This is a genomic window from Rhizobium sp. P2_G2, assembly GCF_056403555.1.
In genome coordinates this window covers 1-24,266 of the sequence record NZ_JBFUFF010000096.1, presented here as the reverse complement: position 1 = coordinate 24,266, position 24,266 = coordinate 1, and the positions used below count along the sequence as shown (strand labels likewise).

The following is a 24,266-nucleotide window of genomic DNA, read 5'->3' as shown; positions in this document are numbered from 1 at the left end:
GAAGGCGGCAGTGCAGCCGTGGAAGCAATCGCCTCTGCAGCCAATCCCGGTCTTTCCAGCCATGTCGGCGATGCCTTGTCGTCGTCGGATCGTCCGGAACTGACCTCGGCCAAGATCATCGTCTCGGGTGGCCGGGCGCTGGGGTCGTCGGAAAAGTTCCGCGAGGTCATCCTGCCAGTGGCCGACAAGCTCGGTGCTGCTGTGGGTGCCAGCCGCGCTGCTGTCGATGCCGGCTATGCGCCGAACGATTGGCAGGTCGGGCAGACCGGCAAGGTGGTCGCACCCGATCTCTATGTCGCGGTCGGCATATCCGGTGCCATCCAGCATCTGGCGGGCATGAAGGACAGTAAGGTCATCGTTGCGATCAACAAGGACGAGGAAGCGCCGATCTTCCAGGTGGCCGACTTTGGCCTCGTGGCCGACCTGTTCGAGGCACTGCCGGAACTCGAAAAGGCCCTTTGAGGCGGATTGGGAGGAGAGAACATGTCTGAACTTCCGTCACATGCCCGCGTGGTGATCATCGGCGGCGGCGCGGTCGGCGCGTCTAGCCTCTACCATCTGGCCAAGGCCGGCTGGACCGATTGCCTGCTTCTGGAAAAGAACGAATTGACCGCCGGCTCGACCTGGCACGCCGCCGGCAATGTGCCGACCTTCTCGTCGTCCTGGTCGATCATGAACATGCAGCGCTATTCGGCCGAGCTTTATCGCGGCCTGGGTGCAGCAGTCGATTATCCGATGAACTATCACGTCACCGGCTCGGTGCGGCTGGGCCATTCCAAGGAGCGGCTGCAGGAGTTCAAGCGCGTCGTCGGCATGGGCCGCTACCAGGGCATGGATCTCAACATCCTTTCCCCCGAGGAAATCCGCTCGAAATATCCCTTCGCCGAGACGCATGAACTGGCCGGCGCGCTCCATGACCCCTATGACGGCGATATCGACCCGGCGCAACTGACGCAGGCGCTGGCCAAGGGCGCGCGCGACATGGGCGCCAAGATCGTCCGTTTCTGCCCGGTCTCCGCCGCGCGGCGCGAAAATGACGAATGGGTGCTGACCACGCCGAAGGGCGAGGTGCGCTGCGAATATGTCGTCAACGCCGCCGGTTATTATGCCCGCGAAGTGGGAAAACTGTTCGGCCGCGATGTGCCGATGATGGTGATGAGCCATCAATATATGCTGTTCGACACGATTCCSGAACTGGAAGCCTGGTCGAAGGAAGCMGGSCACAAGCTGCCGCTGCTGCGCGACGTCGACAGCTCTTATTATCTCCGTCAGGAGAAATACGGCATGAATCTCGGGCCGTATGAGAAGAATTGTCGGGCGCATTGGGTGACCAAGGACGACCCGATGCCGGAGGATTTCTCCTTCCAGCTGTTCCCCGACGATCTCGAACGGCTGGAATGGTATCTCAACGATGCCATTGCCCGCGTGCCGATCCTCGGCACGGCTGGCCTGTCGAAGATGATCAACGGACCGATCCCCTATGCGCCGGATGGCAATCCGCTGATCGGGCCGATGCCGGGCGTGCCGAACGCGTTCGAAGCCTGCGTCTTCACCTTCGGCATCTGCCAGGCCGGCGGCGCCGGCAAGGTTCTGGCGGAATGGGTCACCCAGGGCGAGACCGAATGGGACATGTGGTCCTGCGATCCGCGCCGCTATACCAGCTTCGCTTCGAAGCCGGACTATGCGATTGCCAAGGGCGTGGAAATCTACGGCCATGAATATGGCATGTCTTTCCCCAAGCACTATTGGCCGGCTGGCCGCGACCAGAAACATTCGGCCATCCACGACCGGATCGCGGCACTCGGCGCGCAGTTCAGGCCCTATAATGGCTGGGAACGCGCCATGTGGTATGCCAAGCCGGGCGACGACACATCTGAAGAGGCGACGCAGACCTGGAACCGCAATGGCCCCTGGTCGCCGCGCATCGAGGAAGAGTGCCTGGCCGTCCGCGATGCCGCCGGCATTCTCGACCTGCCGGGCTTTTCGCGCTTCCGTGTCAAGGGAGCGGGCGCTACGGAATGGCTGAAAGGCCTGATCACCGGCCGCGTGCCCAAGCCGGGCCGCATCGGTCTTGCCTATTTCTCCGACGACAAGGGCCGGATCGTCACCGAAATGTCGATCATGATGCTGGACGAGGATTTCTTCTTCCTGATCACGGCGGCGACGGCGCAGTGGCACGACTTCGAATGGCTGAAGAAGCACATGCCCAAGGATGCCGGCTTCACCATCGATGACGTCACGGAGAATTTCTCCTGCCAGATTCTCTCCGGGCCGAAGTCGCGCGCCATCCTGGCCGAAGTCACCGAAGCCGATCTGACAAAACCCTGGCTGACGCATCAGTCCTGCCAGATCGCTGGCCGCTGGCTGCAGCTCGTGCGCGTTTCCTTTGCCGGTGATCTCGGCTGGGAACTGCACACCAAGACCGAGGACACGGGCGTCGTCTTCGATGCCGTCTGGGCGGCGGGGCAGAAGCATGGCCTCAAACCCTTCGGCATGGAGGCGCTGGATTCGCTTCGCATCGAGAAGGGCTATCGCGCCTGGAAGGGCGATCTTTCGACCGATTACACCATCCTGCAGGGCGGACTGGAGCGTTTCGTCGACTGGTCCAAGGCCAGCTTCAAGGGCAAGCCGGCGCTGGAGCGGGAGAAGCAGCAGGGCGCCACCAAGCGCTTCGTCACCCTGGTGGTCGATGCCGGCGATTGCGATGCGCCATACATGTCGACGCTCTGGCATGGTGGCAAGGTGGTCGGCGAGACGACCTCGGGCAATTGGGGCTATCGCATCGGCAAGTCGGTGGCGCTCGGCATGCTGCGCGCCGATCTCGCCGTGCCGGGTACGGAAGTCGAAGTCGAAATCTTCGGCGACAAGCATCGGGCGGTTGTCCAGGAGGACAAGCCCTTGTTCGATCCGGAAAATGAAAGGTTGCGCGCGTGACAAAAACCATTCCCTCCAAGGCGCGCGCCGTCATCATCGGCGGCGGCGTGTCGGGCTGTTCGGTCGCCTATCATTTGGCGAAACTCGGCTGGACCGATGTCGTGCTGCTCGAACGCAAGCAGCTGACGTCGGGCACGACCTGGCACGCGGCCGGCCTGATCGGCCAGTTGCGCGCCAGCCAGAACATGACGCGGCTGGCGAAATATTCCGCCGACCTCTATGTCAAGCTCGAGGCCGAGACCGGCATCGGCACCGGGATGAAGCAGAACGGCTCGATGACCGTGGCGCTGACCGACGAGCGGAAGGAAGAGATCTATCGCCAGGCTTCGCTCGCGCGCGCCTTCAATGTCGATGTCCGCGAGATTTCGCCCCGGGAAGTCAAGGAGATGTATCCGCATCTCCATATCGACGACATCAAGGCGGCGGTGCATCTGCCGCTCGATGGCCAGTGTGACCCGGCCAATATCGCCATGGCGCTCGCCAAGGGGGCGCGGCAGAATGGCGCCACCATCATCGAAGGCGTCAAGGTCACGGCGGTGCTGCAGAAGAACGGCCGGGTGACCGGCGTCACCTGCGAGCAGAATGGCGAGACCTTCACCATCGAGACGGAGAATGTCGTCAACGCCGCCGGCATGTGGGGCCGCAATCTCGCCGACATGTCCGGCGTCACCGTGCCGCTGCATGCCTGCGAACATTTCTACATCGTCACCGAACCGATTGCCGGCTTGAAGCAATTGCCGGTGCTGCGCGTGCCCGACGAGCACACATACTACAAGGAAGATGCCGGCAAGATGCTGGTCGGCGCCTTCGAGCTCAAGGCAAAGCCCTGGCCGCCAGCCGGCGAGGCCATCCGCGAGGATTTCTGCTTCGACCAGCTGCCGGATGATTTCGACCATTTCCAGCACATTCTCGAAATGGCCGTGAACCGCATGCCGATGCTGGAAACGGCCGGTATCCACACTTTCTTCTGCGGCCCGGAAAGCTTTACCCCCGACGATCGCTACTACCTCGGCGAAACGCCTGAACTCAGGGGATATTGGGTCGCCGCCGGTTACAATTCCATCGGCATCGTCTCCTCCGGCGGCGCCGGCATGGCGCTGGCGCAATGGATGAACGATGGCGAGGCGCCGTTCGACCTCTGGGAAGTCGATATCCGCCGCGCCCAACCGTTCCAGAAGAACCGCACCTATCTCAAGAACCGCGTTACCGAAACGCTCGGCCTGCTCTATGCCGACCACTTCCCCTATCGGCAGATGGCGACGGCGCGTGGCGTGCGGCGCTCGCCGCTGCATGAACATCTGAAAGCCCGCGGCGCGGTGTTCGGCGAAGTCGCCGGCAACGAGCGCGCCAACTGGTTCGCCCAGGAAGGGCAGGAGCGCGAATACAGATATAGCTGGAAGCGGCAGAACTGGTTCGACAACCAGAGGGACGAGCATCTGGCCGTGCGCAATGGCGTCGGCTTCTTCGATATGTCGAGTTTCGGCAAGATCCGCGTCGAGGGTCGCGATGCACTGGCCTTCCTGCAGCGGCTCTGCGCCAACAACATGGATGTCGCGCCAGGCAAGATCGTCTACACCCAGATGCTCAACCGGCATGGCGGCATCGAGAGCGATCTGACGGTAACACGGCTTTCGGAGACGGCCTTCTTCCTGGTCGTGCYGGGGGCAACGCTGACGCGCGACCTCGCCTGGCTGCGGAAAAACCTCAGCTCCGACGAATTCGTCGTCATCACCGACGTCACATCAGGCGAATCCGTGCTCTGCATCATGGGGCCGAAGGCGCGCGACCTGATGCAGAAGGTCAGCCCCAACCACTTCTCCAATGCCCATCATCCGTTCGGCACGGCGCGCGAAATCGAGGTCGGCATGGGCCTCGCCCGCGCCCACCGCGTCACCTATGTCGGCGAACTCGGCTGGGAGCTTTATGTGTCATCCGACCAGACGTGCCACGTGTTCGAGGCGCTGGAAGAGGCGGGGCAGGATGTCGGGCTGAAACTCTGCGGCCTGCATACGCTCGATAGCTGCCGTATCGAAAAGGCGTTCCGGCATTTCGGCCATGACATCACCGACGAGGATCATGTGCTCGAAGCCGGTCTCGGCTTCGCCGTACGGCTCAACAAGCCCGATTTCATCGGCCGCGAGGCGGTGCTGCGCAAGCAGGAGGCCGGGCTGAAGCGCCGCATGGTGCAGTTCCTGCTCGACGACAAGGAGCCGCTGCTGTTCCACAACGAAGCCATCGTCCGCGACGGCAAGATCGTCTCGATCATCACCTCCGGCAATTACGGCCACCATCTCGGCGGTGCCGTCGGGTTGGGCTATGTGCCTTGCGAAGGGGAGAGTGAGGCGGATGTGCTGGGCTCGACATATGAGATCGAGATTGCCGGGCAGCGGGTGCCGGCCAAGGCCTCGCTGGCGCCGATGTATGATCCGAGGGCGGAGCGGGTGAGGGCGTAAGTTCTTCCGTGGGTGCAGAGTCTGGGGTTACCCCCCCTCTGCCCTGCCGGGCATCTCCTCCACAAGAAGGGAGAATGGCTAGAGGCGCGCCCACTGCACCACATTTGGCGTCGGGGTCTGGGAAAACGGCCGGGGATTGAGGCAAAGGAGTGCCCCATCCACTCTCCCCTCTTGTGGRGGAGATGCCCGGCAGGGCAGAGGGGGGTAACCTGGGCGAAGACAAAAATTTTGTCGTGCTCTTCAGATCGCGTCAGCCGCCATGGATTTCATGCATCCGCTTGAGGAAAGCGGCATTGTCGAAGGGTTTGGGCTCRCCGGAGTTCTCGCCGGCCATCAACGCATATTGCAACGCTTCCACGCGGACTTCATGCTCCTCGAGCATCTTGAGACTTGCTCGAATGACATCAGATGCCGATCCATAGCGTCCGCTCTCAACCTGTGACGTGATGAAGGTCTCGAAGTGATCGCCGAGCGACACTGAGATTGCCTTGGCCATGCGCTGCCCCTTCAGATATTGTCATATGAACTGCTCCAACCCAAATAACCGAGCTGGAAACTCAGTGCGCCCGCTACCAGATGAGCGGCTGTTCCAACCGATCCCAGAAAAGCCAGCGCCGTAGTTCCTGCGGCGCGCGGTAGCCTGGGAAGATCGGCGGGTCCTGCACCCGGCTGGGATCGAGAAGATGCAGGATCCCCGAATAGCTTGCAATCAAGACCCGGCCAGTTTCAGGGCAAACATCGACCCCGGCCGCTGATGATCCGAAGCCCAGTTCCCAGAGCACTTTGCCGCTTGGTGTGACGCATGTGGCGAAGCTCGAGCCGGCCAGGAGAAACGCGCCATTGTTATCGTTTGCCATGGATGCCGGCAGATAGCCTGAAGCGTAAACCCGGAGATAGGAATTCACGACATGCTGCTCCGGATGCCTGTCGTAGGGCTCCGTGCTCAGACCCTGAACGGCGGCGATGTCCGATACGAAGGTTATGCCATTGTAGAAGTGGCAGGAGTTGAATGCCGCGAAACGACTGTCGCTGCTGAAGCAGGCATCGTGCGGATATTCGCTGAGATATCCGAGTTTCGCATGAAGCGAGGGAGCGCCCGGCGCATCGAGATCGACAAGGAAATGCCCGTCATCCTGAGTGCCGAGAGCAGCATAGCACCCGTCGGGTGACATCGCTCCGTGCAGCATGTCCAAATCTATCCAGAAGTCTCCGTCATCGTCGCCATGGCTCAGCAGCCGCTCTTTCAGTCCGAGCGCGGTCGAAGGATAGAGCAGTTGTACCATCCAACCGGTCGAAGTTTTCCGCAGGAGTGCTATGCCGCGCTTGCAATCGMAGAGCAGGATTTTTCGTCCGTCGTCGGAGATAGCCAGATGTGTATATTCGGCATCGTCTCCGGGCGTGTCCATCTTGTTGTCGAGCTCGCGGGGCAGATCGGCCGGCAAGAAGGCTGATCCGGGGAGCGCCGGAATCACGTCATTGGGTTTCGCGCCATAGGAGTCATGCGTCGAGATCACGCCATCCGGCCGGACCGTGACAAAGTGCTTGCGGGTGCGCGACCAGGCAAAGGCGGCGAGGGTCTCGGCTTGGGCGATCCGGTCGCCCTTGATGTGCCAGGTGGTCCTGTTCGAATAGAGRGTTCCCTGATTGACGATGAACTCGTCTGGCCCGAGGATCGCACAAAATCCAAGTCCTCGCCCGCCTTTTTCCAGTGCGGGAACGAATGGCGCGTGCGCAGGATCGAACAGGCTGCGAGCTTCCGCAGCTCTGCCCTCGGCATTCAACCGGACCACCTCGGCAAGGACGGCTTCAGCCATTTCGGGAGTGCGCGGGTCCTCGACCAGCGACGGTTCGTCGACACGGCCCTCATGGTAATCGCCGATCTGCTGCGAATTGCGATTGGAAATCGAACGGCCGATCTCATTCCAATTGAATAGTTCAAAATTCTTCGATTTCATGAGCATTTTCCATGGCAGGCGCCCGCAGAGCGATCTAGCTTGTCGCTGATGCCGGCACAAGCTTGGCAATGGTGGGGCGCACCCATCGCTTAAAAGTTTTATAGATGCATCCCGCCAACAACCACCGCCATGCTGACAGAAAGTGGCGGCATCCATGTTAAGCATGCGTGCAACACAATGGGAGGATTTGCCGTGACCAGTCTCGCCGAACGCCACCAGACATTCTACGACCTGCACCAGAAGGGCTGTTTCGTCATCCCCAATCCGTGGGACATGGGCTCGGCGCGGATGATGGCTGCCACTGGTGCTGTGGCGCTGGCGACCAGTTCGGCGGCCTTCGCCTTCACGCTCGGCCGCCCGGATATGGGCCGGGTCAGCCGCGAGGAAGCGCTGAAACATGCCGAGGATATCGTGCGCGCCACGCCGCTGCCGGTGTCCGGCGATTTCGAGAATGGTTTTGCCGATGCGCCGGATGATGTGGCAGAAACCATCCGGCTGGCGGCGGAGGCCGGGCTTTCCGGTTGCTCTATCGAAGATACCCAGATGATCGAAGGTAATCCCGCCTATGCCTTCGATCTGGCCGTCGAGCGGATCAGGGCGGCAGTGGACGCTGCCCGATCCCTCGGCAGGCCTTTCATTCTCTGCGCCCGCGCCGACGGCGTGATGAACGGGGTCTATGATCTCGATGAAGGCATTCGCCGCATCCAGGCGTTCGAAAAGGCCGGCGCCGACCTGCTCTATATTCCGGTGCCGCCGGGGGTGGAGGAATTGAAGCGGGTCGTCGCGTCGGTCGGCAAGCCCGTCAACGCACTGGCTGCGGGGCCGCTGATTCAACTGTCGGTGCCGGAGTTTGCGGCCATCGGCGCCCGTCGCATCTCGCTCGGCTCGATGATCGCCCGTGTTACCCACGCGACGATTGCCGAGCAGATGGCCGCGATCATCGATGACGGCAACTTCAAAAAGCTTTCCGTTGCAGCTTCGGGTAGCAAAATCAATGCCATGCTGGCCGCCGGTGCTGATCGCGAAGGCTGACGCACACGCTCGATCGCCTGAAATTCTTCGACTGGAGAATTATCGCGGAAAGCGAAATTTTCTTTTGTCAAGTCGGCCATAATTGATGTAGCGCAAAGACGGCTTACCCATTTCGAACCATAAGTTGAGCATCGGCTAACATATGGCCGTCGATGCTTTCCGGGTGGGCCGCAATGCTGGATATTTCAGGACGTGAACATTTGCAGGAAGACGCCGAGCAGGACCGCCTGGCGGAATTGAAGGATCTTGGCATTGCCGGAACGGCGCCCGAGCCGCGCTTCGATGCGATCACCCGGGCGGCGCGCGGGCTGTTCAAAACGCCCATGGCCTTTCTCACTTTGATCGAGGAAGACCGGCAATGGTTCAAGAGCACGGTCGGGCTCGATATCACGGAGACGCCGCGCTCGGTCTCCTTCTGCACCCATACGATCATGAGCGACGAGGTCATGGTCGTGCCGGATTCCTGGCTCGATCTTCGCTTTGCCGAAAATCCCCTGGTCACGGGTGAGCCGCGTATCCGCTTCTATGCCGGTGCGCCGCTGGTCACGGAGCAAGGTGCACGGATCGGCGCGCTGTGCGTCGTCGACACCGTGCCGCGGCAGTTCGGCGAAGAGCAGCAGGCGGCGTTGAAGGATCTGGCGGCGCTTGCCATAAACCAGATCGCGCTCCGCCGCAGCGAAACATCCTCGATTGCGCTGGCTGGGCTTGCCCAGGCGCTGGGCCAGACATTGATCGCGGTCGGCCCATCCGGCGCGATCGAATTCGCCAACCGGCCGGCGGTCGATTTCTTCGGCTGGAGTCTCGAGGAAATCAGGGGCCTTCGGATGGACGATCTGGTTTCGGACGGGCGCCTTGGCATGAACGCCACGGCCCTGATCTCGGTCTTCGAAGGCGCGAAGGAGGGGCTGGTCAGCCGGCCGCTCAGGCGCGACGCGAAGAAGAGCGATGGCTCCGTCGTGCCGGTAGAGATTTCCGTGTCGCGTTGGGAGAGCGCCAATGGCGCGGGCATTGCGATCGTCCTGCGCGATCTGGCGGAGAAGGCGGCGGCGGCGCTTGGCCAGCTCGGCGTCAAGCGCAGCGAAGCTATCGACGGCAGCGACATCGCCCTTGGCCGGCTGGTTGGCGGCATGCTGGAGAGTGGCGAGCGCCCGGCGCTGTTCGTGCTTTCGATCGACGATTTCGATTCTCTGAGCGAGACGCTTGGCCGACCTATCGGGCATGCGCTGCTGCAATCCGTCTCGCTCAGGCTGCGGCGCCGCTTTCCCAATGCGGCGGTCATCGCCCGCGCCAGGGCAGGGCATTTCGCCGTGGTCGTCACCGGCGTGGACAATGAAAAGGACGGCAGGCAGGTCGGTGAGGCCCTGCTCCAGAGCTTCGAGGGCGGTTTCGACCTTGGCGGCGGAATCATCGAGGCCGTGGCGAGCGTCGGCTTTGCGCTGGCGCCCCGGCATGGCGCGACGGCGGCAGAATTGTCGGCCAATGCGACTTTGGCCCTCAACGAGGCCCGTCATGCCCAGGGCGGCAGGGTAAGGGTCTATGACGAGCATTTCAGGATCCGTTCCAGCGAGCGCGACCAGGTGCGCCGCGAATTGCTGCAGGCGCTGAAGAATGATGAATTCCGCCTGTTCTACCAGCCGCAGGTCGGCCTGGCGGATGGGTGCATCCACGGGGTAGAGGCGCTGCTGCGCTGGCAACATCCGACCCGCGGCCTGTTGCAGCCGGGCGACTTCCTGCTCGATGTCGAAGACGGCGGCATGTCGTTGCCGGTCGGCTGGTGGACGCTCGAAGCCGCCTGTGCGCAGCTCGCTGCCTGGCAGGCCGAAGGCCTGCCGCCGATCAGCATGGGCGTCAATCTCTTCGCCTCGCAGTTCCGTTCCGAAAAGCTGGTCAAGATCGTCACGGACCTGATCGAGACCTATGGCATCGAGCCGGGCCAACTGGAGCTGGAAGTGACCGAGACGATCGCGATGCTCAACGACGAGGTCGGGCTGCAGTCGTTCCGGCAATTGCGGGAGATGGGCGTCAGGATCGCATTCGACGATTTCGGCACCGGCTATGCGTCGCTGAGCTCGCTGCAGCAGTTTCCGCTGACCACGCTGAAGCTCGATCGCGGCTTCGTCAGCAACATCACCACGGTTCCGGGCGATGCCGTCATTACCCGCACGATGCTGACGCTCGCCAACGATCTCGGCCTGACGGCGATCGCCGAGGGCATCGAGACCCGCGAGCAGGAGGCGCTGTTGAGGATGCTCGGCTGCCGCCTCGGCCAGGGCTACCTCTACAGCAAGCCGGTGGCGTCAGGCGAAATAGCGACACTGCTCGCCAACGAGCGCAGGCCATCGGAAAGGCGTGAAATTCCGGCAAGACGTTCCCTGTCCTGAAGGAATTCCTAGATCGCTTTACGACTGCAGGATTCGCGTCCCGCGCCTTAGCGCATTGTTTGCGCACGTTTTCATTGCGAAACCGGCGACCGCTTTCGGTAACCCTGTGCTAACTATTTCAGCCTGAAACCGATTTCTTGATTCCAATCAATGTATTYGGCGATCGGAATGGATAATGTCCAGGGCAACTGAAACGACTGCGGCACTTAAAATGACAGTTCAGCCAGCACCAATGCGTTTTCGGATGCCGTCGAAGAAGCCGGAGTTCTGGATGTCCAGCGCCTATGCGACGCACCCCATCGGCGAGGAACAGATCGACCTCGCCTATGTCCTGATCGAGGCGTCGCGCGGCGATGTCAAAAGAGACGATTGGCGCGCCTACTGCCATCGCATCGTCAAATGGCGCGGTGCCACCGGCCTGCACGACGACGTTTTCGTTTCCACCGACAGGCAGGGCCACATCAGGGGGCTGTTCGTCACCGAAGTGGTGCAGAGCCTGCTCTTCGGGCGCGTGCTCGAAATACCGCTGTTCGTGACGGCGAGCGCCGGCGACGAAGACGGCATTATCGAGGATCTGCTGGAGGCCGCGACCGCCAAGGCCGAGGCTGCCGGCTGCGGCGACATCCGCATCTGGACGCCGGGCGGTCAAAGCTGGTCGCGGATTGCCGAGCGCTGGTCATCGTCGATGCGCTATTCCGGGGTGCAGATCAGCCTTGCCTGATCAGGATGGGTCCTAACGGTCGAGCCGGCCGGTGAAGACATAGCCGACACCGCGCACCGATTTGATAAATTGCGGGTTGGCGGCATCGGCCTCGATCTTCTTCCGCAGACGGGCGATCTGGGCGTCGATCGTGCGGTCGAAAGCCTCGAGATTGCGGCCGCGGGTGAGATCCATCAGCATGTCGCGGCTGAGCACCCGCCCTGCATGCCTGAGCAGGGTGGCGAGCATGTCGAATTCGCCGGTCGTCAGATCGGTGACGGAATGGTCCGGCGCGGTGAGCTCGCGCCGCCCGAGATCGAGTGTCCAGCCTTCGAAGGAGAACCTTTCGCCGGCATTTTGGTTGGCGGTCGCGGCGGCTACGGTACGGCGGCGCAGGATCGTCCGGACGCGGGCAAGCACTTCGCGCAGGTGGAAGGGCTTTGCCATATAGTCATCGGCGCCGAGTTCGAGGCCGACAATGCGGTCGAACACGTCGTCCTTGCCGGTGAGCATCATGATCGGCATGTCCGATTTGGCGCGAATCTCGCGGGCGAGTTCGAGGCCGCTTTCGCGCGGCAGCACCAGGTCGAGCAGGACGATGTCGAATGTAGTGGCGGCAATCTGTGCCCGCATCGCGGCGCCGTCGCCGACCGTGGTGACGCGATAACCCTCGTCCTCGAAATAGCGGGCGAGCATCTGCCTTATGCGTGCATCGTCGTCGACAACCAGAATGTGTTCGATGTCGTCCGTGACAGCCATTCCATTCCTCCCGCGAACCACCCGCGGCGCTGTTACAAACTGTTACATGATTCCACGCTTGATTACATAGCTATCATTTCACCGTTACGACGATGAGGTGAACTACCAGTATCAAAACTGGAGCGAATACGATGCTTTCCGCTGCTAACCTGTCCCGCCAATCGGTTGTCACGTCCAACGTCGCTGCAGGCGATGGAAAGGTCTCCCTCGCCTCCGTGTTCAGCGACAGGCCGGTGGAATCCTTCGCGGCAGGCAATCCGCTGTTCTGGGAAGGCGACAAGGCCAAGCACGTTTTCGAAGTGGTCGAAGGTGTGCTGAGGATCTTCAAGATCCTCGGCGACGGCCGCCGCGCCATTACCGGCTTCCTCTATCCCGGCGATCTGGTCGGCGTTTCGATGCGCGACGTCTATCTCTACAATGCCGAGGCGGTGACCGCCGTCAAGGTGCGCCGCTTCTCCAGCCAGGCGTTCCAGGAAGCGATCAACCAGTCGCCGGAACTGCGGCCGCAGCTGTTCGCCAAGCTCTGTGACGAGATGGCCAGCGCCCAGGACCAGATGGTTCTGCTGTCGCGCAAGAATGCCGAGGAGCGCATCTGCAGCTTCCTGGTCATGCTGTCCAGGCGCATGTCAAACGACAATAACCTGTCGATGAATATCGAAATTCCGATGTCGCGTCTTGATATGGCGGACTATCTTGGTCTAACCATCGAGACTGTATCGAGGACGGTTACGAGCCTGATCGGCCGGGGAATCATCGGACAGTCGGGCCGTCATGACATGACCATCAAGAAGGTCGACACGCTGCTGCGTCTCGCAGGGGATGCCGACGCTGACGAAGTGGAGTCATCGCCCCGGAAGCATACGCGCCCAGCCGTATGGCCGACCTGAGGAGGTGACGGAAAGGCGAGAATGACTCTCGGCTGGACGCCGGCGCTGACGACTGAAGCAGGCCTTGACGAAATCGTCCGCGTGCTCGACCAGGCAACGATCATCGTTCACGGTTTTGACGCCCCCATCACCCGATGGTCCAGTGGAGCCGAGCTGACCTACGGCTGGAGCCGCGAGGAGGCCACGGGCAAGATCGTCAGCGAGCTCCTGGAAACCGAATACCCCGAACATGCCGATTCGATCCGTCATGCCTTGAAGACCACCGGCCGCTGGCGCGGCGAACTCATTCATCACCACAAGAGGGGACATGCCGTTCCCGTTTCCAGCCAGATGTCGTGCCTGTCGCTCGGCCGGCCGGAAAACCTGGTGATCATCCAGCTCAACAGCGATATTTCCGAGCTCAAGGACGCGCAGATCGATCTCGCCTCCCGCGAGGCGCATCTTCGCTCGATTCTCGAAACCCTGCCGGAATCGATGATCGTCATCGACGAAGCCGGCTTGATCACCTCCTTCAGCACCGCCTCCGAAACGCTGTTCGGCTATTCCGCCGACGAGGTTCGCGGCCGCAATGTCCGTATGCTGATGCCCTCGCCCAACCGCGAGGCGCATGACGGCTATATCAATCATTATCTGCAGACCGGCGAGCGGCGGATCATCGGTTACGGGCGCGTCGTCACGGGCCTGAGGAAAGACGGCACGACCTTTCCGATGGAGCTGGCGATCGGCGAGGCGATCGCCGAGGGCCGGCGCATTTTCACCGGCTTCATCCGCGACCTGACCAGCCGCCACCGGATCGAGGAGGAGCTGCGCCAGGCGCAGAAGATGGAAGCGGTGGGCCAGCTCACCGGCGGCGTGGCGCACGATTTCAACAATCTGCTCACCGTGATCAGCGGCAATCTCGAAATGCTGGAGGCGCGGATCACCGATCCGAAGCAGGCGATCCTGCTCAAGGAAGCGCGCGACGCCACCGATGACGGCGCCAAGCTGACCGGCCAGTTGCTTGCCTTCGGCCGGCGCCAGCCACTGGCGCCGAAGCCGATCGATGTCGGGCAGTTGATGGAGGGCTTCTCCGATCTGCTGCGCCGCTCGATCGGTGAAGCCATCGAGCTCAAGACATTGGTGGCGTCCGGCCGCAACATGGCGCTGGTCGATGCTTCACAATTGCAGAATGCGGTGCTCAATCTGGCGCTCAACGCCCGCGATGCGATGCCGCGCGGCGGCATGCTGACGATCGAGATTTCCCGCGTTCACCTCGATTCCGATTATGCGCAGATGTATAGCGAGGTCCGCGTCGGCGATTATATCGTCATCGCCGTCACCGATACCGGCATCGGCATGACCGACGAGGTCAAGCTCAGGGCTTTCGAGCCGTTCTTCACCACCAAGGAAGTAGGGGCCGGTTCCGGGCTGGGCTTGAGCATGGTCTATGGCTTCGTCAAGCAATCGGGCGGCCATGTGCAGATCTATAGCGAGCCGGGACATGGCACCAGCATCCGCATCTTCCTGCCGGTCATCCAGATCGAGCATGAAACTGTCCATGCGCATGCCGGTGCGTCGGCGGCGGAAAATGAGATGCGGCGCGGCTATGAGAGGATCCTCGTCGTCGAGGACGATCCCCGGGTGCGCCGCGTCACCGTCGCGCGGCTCAACGACATCGGCTATGACGTCATCGAGGCGGAGAATGGGCCTGACGCGCTGGAATTGCTCCAGCAACACGCCGAGATCCGGCTGCTGTTCACCGACATCGTCATGCCTGGCGGCATGCATGGCAACGAGCTTGCCGATCTGGCCCGCACGATCAAGCCGGAGATCAAGGTGCTGTTCACCTCGGGCTATGCCGAACCGAGCGTCGCCGGCAAGGAAGTCGCGGGTTCCGGCAACTGGCTGAAGAAGCCGTATACGGCCGCCGAGCTGGCGGGGCGGCTCAGGGAGCTTTTGGATTAAGCCTTGAGTATCCGGTCGACAAGAAAGTCGGTCGCGAGACTTCTGTCAAAGCTGACGCCAACAAGTTCTGTTTCCTGGAGAAAAAATAACGCTGCGCCGAATTCCAGGATTTCATCGTGCTTTTGCGCGTTGTTGAACTGAATTTCGACGGTCGTTTCATCGACATAGACGCTGAACGGCGCGTGGATATCCATAGCCGGAATGTACCAGCTTGATTTGGTGCAGGACGTAATATCTATGTCGAGGACAGGAAGCCCCATGACAGGCTCTTTGTTCAAGCTAAGCTTCTTGTGACTGTGAAATTCGTAGTCGATCAAAACGAACTTTCTTAAGTAAGTAAGTTCTTGGATCAGCTGTATCTCGATAAGATTTCTGTTTCCGTCTCCTATATACAGAAAGATTACGGGTTCGCCTCTGCTCAGGAGCGAGAAGCTAATCGGGATATAGCTGTCAATTCGCAACCGATAGCTGGTGTCGTGTGGGTTATAGGTTTGGAGAGATCGAATCATCACTGCATGTCTACAATTGCGTTTTAGCTGAATTGCCGCGCGCGGCGCCGATGCCGCGATCGGGCCAAAGAAGGGATGCCGCGACTGTTGGGCTGGCCTCGCTCCAGTTTGAACTTAGTGCAGCACTCGAGCTCTGTTGTTTGGCGCTAGAACGTCCCCGGATAAGTGCCGCCGTCGAGCAGGATGTTCTGGCGGGTGATGTAGCCGGCATTGGCGCCACAGAGGAAGGCGCAGGTCATGCCGAATTCTTCGGGATTGCCGAAGCGGCCGGAGGCTTCCTCGACGCGGCGTTCGTTCATGATGTCGTCGACCGTCTTGCCTGCCGGCAGGTGGCGGCTGGCGCCGCCACGCAGCCGGTCGGTGTCGAACGAGCCGGGCAGGATGTTGTTGATCGTGACATTGTAGCGCGAAACCTCGCGTGCCACGCCGGCGCAGTAGCCGGTCAGCCCGCTACGGGCGCCGTTCGACATGCCGAGCGAGGCGATCGGCGCCTTCACCGAGCCGGAGGTGATGTTGACGATGCGGCCGAAGCGGCGGGTGATCATGCCGTCGATCGTCGCCTTGATCAGCTCGATCGGTGCCAGCATGTTGGCTTCGAGTGCTGCGAGCCATTGCTCATGGGTGAAATCGCGGAAATTGCCGGCCGGCGGCCCGCCGGCATTGTTGATCAGGATGTCGGGGTTGGGGCAGGCGGCGAGCAGCTTTGTGCGGCCCTCTACGGTCGCCACGTCGGCGGCCACCGCGATGACCTCGACGCTTGCCGCGGCACGGATTTCTTCGGCTGTCTTCGTCAGCCGTTCCTCGTTGACGCCGTTGACGACGATGTTGACGCCTTCACGCGCGAGCGCCATGGCGCAGCCTCGGCCGAGGCCGCGGCTCGATGCGCAGACGATGGCCCAGCGGTCCTTGATTCCCAGATCCATGGTGCAGTCTCCCGATATGTTTTGGGGTATGTCTACGCTGGGCTGGGTGGGGTCGGCAAGGTGGGAGGATGGAGCGGGGCGGCCATTTGTGCTTCTTGGGTGTGGCGCACCCCCCTCTGCCCTGCCGGGCATCTCCCCCTCAAAGGGGGGAGATTGGATGGGGCGCTGCCTCGGCCTCCTCTACCGTGACATCCTCAGTGATGTTGAGGTCGGGCAGCGGTGGCGCCGCAGGTCAATCTCCCCCCTTGAGGGGGAGATGTCCGGCAGGACAGAGGGGGGTGCCGCACGCGATGACCTTGCGGCTATCAAGCCGAAGCCATCGCAATCACCTTCGCCGGCTCCCGCGCCGGCTGCTTCCCATAGGCCTTCAGGAACGTCCGCACCGCATTACGCGCCGCACTTTCGATCTCAACATCGGTGGGTGTTTCGCCGAGCAGCATCTGCATGTGCAGGTCGGCATTGCCGAGCGCCATGAATTGCCGTGCGGCGACATCGAAATCGTCGATATCCAGCGCGCCGGCGAGGCTGAGACGGGCGAGCAGGGCGGCGAGTGCGGTGGTGATCTTCAGCGGTCCCTGCTGGCGCCAGGATTTGAACAGGTGCGGATGCCGTTCGCCCTCGCTCTGCACCAGTTTGCGCAGGAAGCGGCCGTCATGGTTGCAGACGCAGTTGCGATTGATCCTGACCAGGAAGGCGGTCAGATCGGCTTCGAGATTGTCGGCCTTGTCGGGGAAGGTCGAGAGGATCGAGAACAGCATGCCGTTGGTGCGGGTCATCACATCCTCGACCACCGCCATGAAAAGCGTTTCCTTTTCCCGGTAATGATTGTATATGGTCTGGCGTGAGACGCAGGCTTCAGCCGCGATCTCGTCAATGCTTGCCCCACCAAAACCTTCCCTGCAAAACACGTCGGCTGCTGCCTCCAGGATCGACATGCGCTTGGCGCATTGACCCTTCATCACTGCCGCGGCCGGCTTCTTCGCAATCGCAATATTTTTCTTCATGCGGGTAAGATAATGCGCCTTGACGAATTAGACAATAGTGTCTAATTTTACACTCGTGTCCAAATTAATGGACATTGCATCTTGCCGAGACAGCGTGTTCCCGACGCCGCCTCGCCACCGTCCACCCGAACCCGATCAATCCAGCGGCCGCGCAATCCGGCGCTTTGCCGCGTCTTGAAAGTTTACGACAATGACGGCTCCCTTTTATCGAATTGCGGTCGTTCTGGGCCTGCTCTCCGCCATCGGGCCTTTCGCGATCGACATGTATCTTCCTGCACTGCCCTCGATCGGCGCGGACCTCCACGCCGACACGGCCGTGACGCAGTTCACGCTGCTTGCCTTCTTCATCTCGTTTTCGCTGTCGCAGCTCTTCTATGGGCCGCTGTCCGACATGTTCGGGCGCAAGCTGCCGCTCTATATCGGCATTGCCATCTTTGCCGTGGCCTCGGTCGGCTGCGCGCTGTCGACCGATATCCATACGCTGATCGCCTTCCGCTTCCTGCAGGGTATTGGCGGCGCGGCCGGCATGGTCATTCCGCGCGCCGTGGTGCGCGACATGCATACCGGCGTCGAAGCCGCACGGCTGATGTCGCTCTTGATGCTGGTGTTCTCGATCTCGCCGATTCTGGCGCCGCTCACCGGCAGCGGCGTGATCAGCGTCTTCGGCTGGCGCGGCGTGTTCTGGGCGGTGACCATTGCCGCGGCCATCGGTCTCGTGCTGTTGTTCACCCAGCTGCGCGAAACGCGGGGCAGGGAACATAGGGCGGAAAGCAGCGTCGGCTCGGCGGTCAAGGCCTATGCAACACTGCTCGGCGACAAGCATTTTCTGACCATGACCTTCATCGGCGGGCTGGCGATCTCCAGCTTCCTGATCTACCTCGCCAATTCGCCCTTCGTGCTGACCCGCCAATATGGCCTCAGCCCGACCGAATTCAGCCTGGCCTTCTCCATCAATGCCGTGTCCTTCTTCGGCGTGTCGCAATTGACAGGCACTCTCGGCAGCCGCTTCGGCCTGGTGCGGGTGATGCGGGCGGCGGTGGCGGGCTTCGCCTTCACGCTGGTAGCGCTCGCCGTGCTGACGCAGGCCGGCGTCACCCAATTCCCGGTGCTGGCGGCCTTCCTGTTCGTCGGCTATGGCTTCCTCGGCCTGGTCATTCCGACCAGTGGCGTGCTGGCCATGGAGGAACACGGCCCGATCGCCGGCAGCGCCTCGGCGCTGCTGGGGACGCTGCAATTCGTCGCCGCGGCGATCATCATCGCCATTGCCAGCGTGTTTGCCGACGGCACCGCGCTGCCGATGACGGCCGGCATCGGACTGGTGGCGGCGCTGACCTTCATCCTGACGCAACTGACCGTCGGTCGCCGCCGCACCGTGACCGCTGCCGCGGAGTAATCTCCCAAGCATAGAAAAGGCCGCCCATAGCGATTGCTCTGGGCGGCCTTTTGCTGTCCAAAATCTATCGGCTCTCAGCCCTTCTTCACCGGCGAATTCATCGCCCAGGCGACCCCGAACGGGTCCTTGAGCTGGCCCCAGCGGTCGCCCCAGAACATCACCTGCAGCGGCACCACGACTTCGCAGCCGGCATTCACCGCCCGCTCCCAGGCGGCATCGATGCCATCCTCATAGATCAGCTGCATCGTATAGCCCTGCGCCGGCAGAGCCGGGTGGCCATGTTCGGGATAGCCGTCGCCCAGCATCATCGAGCTGCCGTTGACATAGAGATGGATATGCATGGTCCGGCCCTGTTCGTCCGGCGGATAGGCGAAGACCTGTTCGGCACCGAAGGCAGATTTGTAGAATTCGGCCGCCTTGAAGGCGCCGTCGAGGGAGAGATAGGCAACGAGCCCGCCCAGGACCTTCGGCATCGGCGGCATTTCGGTCTGCATCGTTTGGTCGTTCATCGAAATCTCCTCACTTTCATAGGCCCTGTCGGTCGGGCTGATCCAAGGACGCGGGATTGGCGCATCAGCCGACAGGAGGCTGAAAATATTTTCTGGTTTTTTCGGCAGCCCATCTGCGGCAGGGAAGGGGGCGGACCGCTTTTTCATTCGCACCGAGGCAGGGCAGCTGGCGCGGGGATGACCGTGGGGTTTCGGGTGAAAGCGGTCCGCGGATTGGAATGTCGGCCTAATGTGTTTCAAACAGATGTCATAGATGCGAAGGGCGATGAAGCAAATGGGGATATCGATTGTCGAGGCCGGCGCGAAGACCCTCTCTGGCCTGCCGGCCATCTCCCCCACAAGGGGGGAGAAGACTCGCGGCACGCTCCTTGCCTCGATGAGGCACTACGGAGCCGCAGGTTAAGCCCCTCCCCCTTGTGGGGAGGGGTTGGGGCGGGGTCTTTCCACATGCCGGCTGGGGAACGGAGCGGTTCACCCCAAATACCGCCGCAGCACATTATGCGTCACCGCCTCGACCCCGGCATCGCGGCGGATCAGACCCGCCACCCATTCGGCGCTGCCGGCGTGAAACACTTCGCCCTTACCCCTGGGAAAATTGACCATCATGCCACTGCCGCGCCGGGTCTTCTCGACTTCGTCGGCACTGCCATAGAGGATTTCGGCGGCGAAGCGGGCATCGTCTTCGGCCAGAAAACCGTCGCCGGCGCAATAGGCATCACCTTCTTCGACATTGCTGGCCATGCCGAGCGCCAGGATGGTCAGGCCATCCGGCACCTGGTCCTCGCCGCCGGGATAGGGCAGGCCGCCCTTGATGATGTAATCGAGCCCGTCGACCTCGTAGCCGAAGACATGCGCCTGCGCCCCCAGGACATCGCCGTAGCCGAACCCGGTGCCGGCAAAGCACCAATGGTCCGGACGGTAGATCGGGAAGCCGCGGGCGCCGCGCGCGACGCAGCCGCCCCAGCCGGTATAGACACCGCGGGTGGCGTTGAGGCCGAAGGTGAGCGCGCCGGGGCGGCCGACGGTTCTGTGCTCCCAGCTGGTGGTCAGCAGATGGGCCTGGTCGGTGGCGGCGATCGGATCTTCGCTCGCGGCGCGGTATTTGTAGCAGACCTGGCGGCGGCCTTCGTCCTCCAGCCGGATCTGCCACATGAAATTGCCGGCAAAGCGGGCGACATGGCCGCCAGCTTCGACATAGGCGTCGACGGCATCGCGCATCTCCCATGTCCAATATTCGTCGTGGCCGGCAAAGACGACGAGCGGGTAGGAATCGATGAGGTTCGGGCGGTAGTGCAGGTCGGTCTGGGTGATCAGGTCGACGGCGTAGCCTTGCCGCTCCAGCCAGTGGAAGACGGGACGGTCATAGCTCGCCCAGCCGGACGAGGCGTATTTCTTGCTGTGGCCGGTGCGCCAAGCCCATTCCATATGCGGGTAGCGTGGTGGCGCCATCAGGTCCGGAACGTAGTCGAGCGCCACGCGCGGCGCATCCGGCGGCAGGCTGACAAAGCCCTTGGCGAAGGGCCGGTTGGCGGAGACAACAGGAGAATATTGGTCGCGGTTCGGGCCGGTTATGCCTTCATAATGGTTCGAACCGCCCCAGTCGTTATAGGCTGACCATGTGGCGGTCGGCGGCACGAAGAGGATGCGGCCTTGGCCACGGCCTGGTTGCGGGCGGACGATGAAAATCGTCTCGGTGGTCAGCCGTGAATTCTCTTCCGACCAGAGCGTGAGCTTGTAGCCGCCCGAGATCCAGCCGGGGTCTATACGGAAGGAGAAGGCGACGGGCCAGGCGCAGCCGAGGACGGAAACCTGATCCGGCGTGTCGTGCGCCGCGCCGACGATATTGGCCAGCGTCAGGACGGGTGTCGGGACGGCGCCGCCGCGGACGACAGTGGCATGCAGCCGCCTGGCGGAGGTGCTCAGACGCACCGAGACCGTGTCACCCGGTGCATAGGTGTGACTGTCGACATAGGCCCAGAGGAAGGGCGCGCCGGGCGCGAGATTGGCCGGGCTTTCGAAATAGCGGCCGAACACCGCCTGGTAATGGACGTTGGTGGAACTCATGCCGCCGCCGCCAGCCGTCTTGCCTGGACGACGGCGTCCTTGATCGACCTGGTGATGGTCGTCAGGATTTCGCCCATCGTCTCCTCGGTCGCATTATAGGGCGGGGCGAGGATGATCGTGTCGCCGGCGGTGCCGCCGACATTGCCGGTGCAGGGATAGCAGATCAGGCCGTGCTCCAGCGCCCGGCGGCCGATATCGGCATGCACCATCAGGTCGGGATCGAAGGGGGCTTTCGTGGCGGGATCGGCGACGATTTCCAGGCCGATGAAATAGCCGCGGCCGCGGATGTCGCCGACCTCGGGCATATCGGCCAGCGCAGACGTCAGCTGCCGGCGGAACTCCGCGCCCCGCGCCAGCACATGATCGAGCAGGTTATCGCGGGCGATGACCTTCTGCACCGCGACGCCGGCGGCGCAGGCCGTGGTATGGCCGGTAAAGGTATGGCCGGTCTGCACGCCGCCATGGGCGGCGACCATGGCCGCATCGATCTCGTCGGAATAGAGGGCCGCGCCGAGCGGCACATAGCCGCCGGCCAGGCCCTTGGCCACGCTCATGATATCCGGCGTGATGCCATCCTGTTCCAGTGCTCGCCATGTGCCGGTGCGGCCGGAACCGCACATCACTTCATCGGCAATCACCAGCACGCCATATTTCTTGCAGACGGCCTGGACCGCCTTGGCGTAACCCTCCGGCGCCGGCACGACACCGCCGGCCGCACCGACGAGCGGTTCGAAGATGAGGGCGGCGATGTTTTCCGGGCCGACACGCAGGATTTCATCCTCCAGTTCCTTGGCCAGATAGGGCACCAATTGTTCCTCCGACACGCCGGCCGGTGGCCGGTAGGCATTGGCGGCGGAGACGAAGGAAACGTCGAGCAGGCTGCCTTCATAGGCGTCGCGGCGGCTCTTGAAATCCGAGACCGACAAAGCACCGAGCGTATTGCCATGCCAGGAGCGGCGGCGCGAGATGAAGCGGCGGCGGCTCACCTGACCTTTGGCGGCATGATATTGCAGGGCGATCTTCAGGCAGCTTTCCACCGCCTCGGAGCCCGAACAGACGAAGACCATGTGGCGGAAGCCGGTGCGTTCGGCAATGATGCCCTGCAATTCATCGCTGGCATCGCTGGTGAAATGGTAGCGATAGGCATGCGCCACCTTTTCGTTCTGGATGCGGATCGCCTCGTTGACCTCGGGATGGGCATGGCCGAGGCAATAGACGGCCGGGCCGCCCGAACCGTCGAGATAGCGTTTGCCGTCGACATCGAAGAGATAGCTACCGCGCGCAGTGGCGACGCGGGGCAGGCCGTCAGTGACCGGATTGGTGGCGGCGAGGGCGAGCGGGGATTGTGTCATGATCACGCCTGCGAAAGGAAGAGATGTGGCAGCCCGGCCGGGCTGAGCTGCCGTCACCGACAATACATCTTCCGCCGCCGCTGACAATCGAAATTTAACGAGTGTTCAGTTTTGTTTGGCCTGTGCCAGAAGGCGCGGCATCAGGCCGGCGAACAGCGCGTCGATCCAGTTCTCGCAGGTGGCGATCGCCTCTTCCGGCGAGAAGGTGTTGGGGTTGAGGCACCATTCCAGCCAGAGCCCGTCGAGCAGCGCGGTGAGCGCGATGGCCGAGAGCCGGCCGTCGATCTCGGGCGCCCTGGCGGCGCCGCCGGCCTCGGTCAGCAGGTCGGCCAGCAACTGCCTATATTCGGCATAGGTGCGGTCATGCACGTCCATCATCGGGATGGAATTTTCGATGATGCTCCAGAAAGCCACCCAGACGCGCAACGTGTCGCGCTTGAGCATGGGCGGCGACAGCAGGCCTTCGACATAGGCGCTGAGCTGCGCCCGTGCGGTCGGGTCGGCGGCGGCAATCCGTTCGCGCGTCGCATCGAGCAGGCCGAGCGAAAAGGCCTCGTAAGCGGCGCCGACCAGCTGATCCTTGCCGTCATAGTGGTGATTGATCAGGCCGATGGAAATGCCGGCTTCGGCGCTGATCTTGCGGATCGACAGGCCGGCAGTGCCTTCACGCGCCAGGCAGGCGAGCGTGGCGTCGATCAGAGTCTTGCGGCGATCGTCGGGAAGCTTGCGTGTGAATTTTCCAAGTTCGCCCATGGAAAGCTTGATCCTGTCATTTTCGCCTTCCTATACCTGTGGGTTGATCACGTCGACAGGTTTAATCGCAGCTGCAGCCAACCGCCTTCAGCGTGGCTTCGTCGATGCCGATGCTGAGCGAGGCGACCAGTTTGGCAAAGCAATGGCGCGACTGCATCAGATGCGCCGCATCGGCAATGGGCAGATGGATGACCTCGCCGAGCATACGGTGGACGCGTTGCGCCGCGCGCCTGTCGCGCCGCGTGGCGACGGTGCTCTGAATGACATGTCCGGCAAAATCGTACATGGCGCGATAGCTGCTGACACCAGCTGCCACGCGAAGCCATTCGTTGCGGTCGTGACCCATATCCATCCCCTCATCCGATATCCGGATATCGGCACAAACGCGGCAGGCGGCAAAAGGTGTGTTTGCACTTGGGCAGGAAGTTAAGGGTTTGTTAAGGCTTGCGCGGGGAAGTGGAAGGCGGCAGGGGCTCGCAATGTATCCGGTCCATGGTGTGTTGTTTCGGTTTGCCGGGTGTTGCTTTTTGGGTCGGGCGCGGGTGACGAAGACTGGCGCGTGGGGGGTGCTGTCCCCGAAGGCGTCTTCTGGGCACGTTCTGGCGTCTCACCGGCACGTGCAACCTCCTGACCATCCGCAAGGCTCGTCCGCAGCAGGTCGCGTAACCCCAGATTTTCGCAAGATTTCCGATTTTACGGCGCATTCCACCATCC

At 62.2% G+C, this 24,266-nt stretch carries 20 protein-coding genes; 9 read left to right on the top strand and 11 right to left on the bottom strand.

Translation table 11 applies throughout. From position 1 onward, the window contains the following. The 3 genes from AC1D06_RS34845 to AC1D06_RS34835 all read left to right on the top strand — a co-directional run. Positions 1 to 462 (top strand): electron transfer flavoprotein subunit alpha/FixB family protein (locus AC1D06_RS34845; protein ID WP_477990345.1); only part of this gene is annotated, 462 nt, incomplete at its 5' end. Positions 463 to 483: 21 nt separating this feature from the next. Next, the gene (locus tag AC1D06_RS34840) at positions 484 to 2,934 is read left to right on the top strand and encodes a GcvT family protein (protein ID WP_477990344.1); all 2,451 of its coding nucleotides are present in this window, start codon (positions 484 to 486) and stop codon (positions 2,932 to 2,934) included. Then, complete coding sequence (locus AC1D06_RS34835; protein ID WP_477990343.1) at positions 2,931 to 5,387, top strand: GcvT family protein; 2,457 nt, start codon at positions 2,931 to 2,933, stop codon at positions 5,385 to 5,387. The genes AC1D06_RS34840 and AC1D06_RS34835 overlap by 4 nt, the downstream gene beginning before the upstream one ends. Before the next feature lie 250 nt (positions 5,388 to 5,637). Here the strand turns inward: AC1D06_RS34835 and AC1D06_RS34830 are convergent, their stop codons facing one another. Together AC1D06_RS34830 and AC1D06_RS34825 are read right to left on the bottom strand one after the other, a co-directional pair. After that, positions 5,638 to 5,883 carry a type II toxin-antitoxin system ParD family antitoxin gene (locus AC1D06_RS34830; protein WP_477990342.1) on the bottom strand — a complete coding sequence of 82 codons (246 nt, stop codon included), beginning with the start codon at positions 5,881 to 5,883 and terminating at the stop codon, positions 5,638 to 5,640. Positions 5,884 to 5,956: 73 nt separating this feature from the next. After that, positions 5,957 to 7,342 (bottom strand): hypothetical protein, encoded by a 1,386-nt coding sequence (locus tag AC1D06_RS34825; RefSeq protein WP_477990341.1) that lies wholly within the window; start codon positions 7,340 to 7,342, stop codon positions 5,957 to 5,959. Positions 7,343 to 7,534: 192 nt separating this feature from the next. Here AC1D06_RS34825 and AC1D06_RS34820 point away from each other — a divergent pair, with 192 nt between their 5' ends. From AC1D06_RS34820 to AC1D06_RS34810, 3 genes are all read left to right on the top strand, one after another. Then, on the top strand, positions 7,535 to 8,374 hold the full coding sequence (locus AC1D06_RS34820; RefSeq protein ID WP_477990340.1) for an isocitrate lyase/PEP mutase family protein: 840 nt from the start codon (positions 7,535 to 7,537) through the stop codon (positions 8,372 to 8,374). A gap of 173 nt (positions 8,375 to 8,547) precedes the next feature. Next, the gene (locus AC1D06_RS34815; protein ID WP_477990339.1) at positions 8,548 to 10,755 is read left to right on the top strand and encodes a sensor domain-containing phosphodiesterase; all 2,208 of its coding nucleotides are present in this window, start codon (positions 8,548 to 8,550) and stop codon (positions 10,753 to 10,755) included. 271 nt (positions 10,756 to 11,026) lie between these two features. After that, on the top strand, positions 11,027 to 11,476 hold the full coding sequence (locus AC1D06_RS34810; protein ID WP_477877180.1) for a hypothetical protein: 450 nt from the start codon (positions 11,027 to 11,029) through the stop codon (positions 11,474 to 11,476). A gap of 12 nt (positions 11,477 to 11,488) precedes the next feature. Here the strand turns inward: AC1D06_RS34810 and AC1D06_RS34805 are convergent, their stop codons facing one another. Continuing rightward, positions 11,489 to 12,214 (bottom strand): response regulator, encoded by a 726-nt coding sequence (locus AC1D06_RS34805; protein WP_477990338.1) that lies wholly within the window; start codon positions 12,212 to 12,214, stop codon positions 11,489 to 11,491. A 131-nt stretch (positions 12,215 to 12,345) separates the two neighbouring features. Here AC1D06_RS34805 and AC1D06_RS34800 point away from each other — a divergent pair, with 131 nt between their 5' ends. Both AC1D06_RS34800 and AC1D06_RS34795 read left to right on the top strand, forming a co-directional pair. Beyond that, positions 12,346 to 13,101: a Crp/Fnr family transcriptional regulator gene (locus AC1D06_RS34800; RefSeq protein ID WP_477990337.1), complete on the top strand. Its 756-nt coding sequence runs from the start codon at positions 12,346 to 12,348 to the stop codon at positions 13,099 to 13,101. 21 nt (positions 13,102 to 13,122) lie between these two features. Continuing rightward, positions 13,123 to 15,045: a hybrid sensor histidine kinase/response regulator gene (locus AC1D06_RS34795; protein ID WP_477990336.1), complete on the top strand. Its 1,923-nt coding sequence runs from the start codon at positions 13,123 to 13,125 to the stop codon at positions 15,043 to 15,045. Here AC1D06_RS34795 and AC1D06_RS34790 read toward each other — a convergent pair. The 3 genes from AC1D06_RS34790 to AC1D06_RS34780 all read right to left on the bottom strand — a co-directional run bounded on the left by AC1D06_RS34790 (position 15,042) and on the right by AC1D06_RS34780 (position 17,481). After that, on the bottom strand, positions 15,042 to 15,362 hold the full coding sequence (locus tag AC1D06_RS34790) for a hypothetical protein (protein WP_477990335.1): 321 nt from the start codon (positions 15,360 to 15,362) through the stop codon (positions 15,042 to 15,044). The genes AC1D06_RS34795 and AC1D06_RS34790 overlap by 4 nt on opposite strands. 338 nt (positions 15,363 to 15,700) lie before the next feature. Then, a complete protein-coding gene (locus AC1D06_RS34785) occupies positions 15,701 to 16,477 on the bottom strand; it encodes an SDR family NAD(P)-dependent oxidoreductase (protein WP_477990334.1) in 777 nt (258 codons plus the stop codon). Between the two features lie 305 nt (positions 16,478 to 16,782). Further along, on the bottom strand, positions 16,783 to 17,481 hold the full coding sequence (locus tag AC1D06_RS34780) for a TetR/AcrR family transcriptional regulator (protein WP_477990333.1): 699 nt from the start codon (positions 17,479 to 17,481) through the stop codon (positions 16,783 to 16,785). A 190-nt stretch (positions 17,482 to 17,671) separates the two neighbouring features. Between AC1D06_RS34780 and AC1D06_RS34775 the strand changes: the two genes are divergently transcribed. Then, on the top strand, positions 17,672 to 18,874 hold the full coding sequence (locus AC1D06_RS34775) for a multidrug effflux MFS transporter (RefSeq protein ID WP_477990332.1): 1,203 nt from the start codon (positions 17,672 to 17,674) through the stop codon (positions 18,872 to 18,874). Between the two features lie 74 nt (positions 18,875 to 18,948). Here the strand turns inward: AC1D06_RS34775 and AC1D06_RS34770 are convergent, their stop codons facing one another. From AC1D06_RS34770 to AC1D06_RS34750, 5 genes are all read right to left on the bottom strand, one after another. Further along, positions 18,949 to 19,383: a VOC family protein gene (locus tag AC1D06_RS34770; RefSeq protein ID WP_477990331.1), complete on the bottom strand. Its 435-nt coding sequence runs from the start codon at positions 19,381 to 19,383 to the stop codon at positions 18,949 to 18,951. A 471-nt stretch (positions 19,384 to 19,854) separates the two neighbouring features. Continuing rightward, positions 19,855 to 21,447, bottom strand: a complete 1,593-nt coding sequence (locus tag AC1D06_RS34765; protein ID WP_477990330.1) for a N,N-dimethylformamidase beta subunit family domain-containing protein — start codon at positions 21,445 to 21,447, stop codon at positions 19,855 to 19,857. After that, positions 21,444 to 22,799, bottom strand: a complete 1,356-nt coding sequence (locus tag AC1D06_RS34760; RefSeq protein ID WP_477990329.1) for an aspartate aminotransferase family protein — start codon at positions 22,797 to 22,799, stop codon at positions 21,444 to 21,446. The genes AC1D06_RS34765 and AC1D06_RS34760 overlap by 4 nt, the downstream gene beginning before the upstream one ends. Before the next feature lie 105 nt (positions 22,800 to 22,904). After that, complete coding sequence (locus AC1D06_RS34755; protein WP_477884279.1) at positions 22,905 to 23,552, bottom strand: TetR family transcriptional regulator C-terminal domain-containing protein; 648 nt, start codon at positions 23,550 to 23,552, stop codon at positions 22,905 to 22,907. Between the two features lie 61 nt (positions 23,553 to 23,613). Further along, positions 23,614 to 23,904 carry a hypothetical protein gene (locus tag AC1D06_RS34750; RefSeq protein ID WP_477990328.1) on the bottom strand — a complete coding sequence of 97 codons (291 nt, stop codon included), beginning with the start codon at positions 23,902 to 23,904 and terminating at the stop codon, positions 23,614 to 23,616. Positions 23,905 to 24,266: the final 362 nt, after the last annotated feature.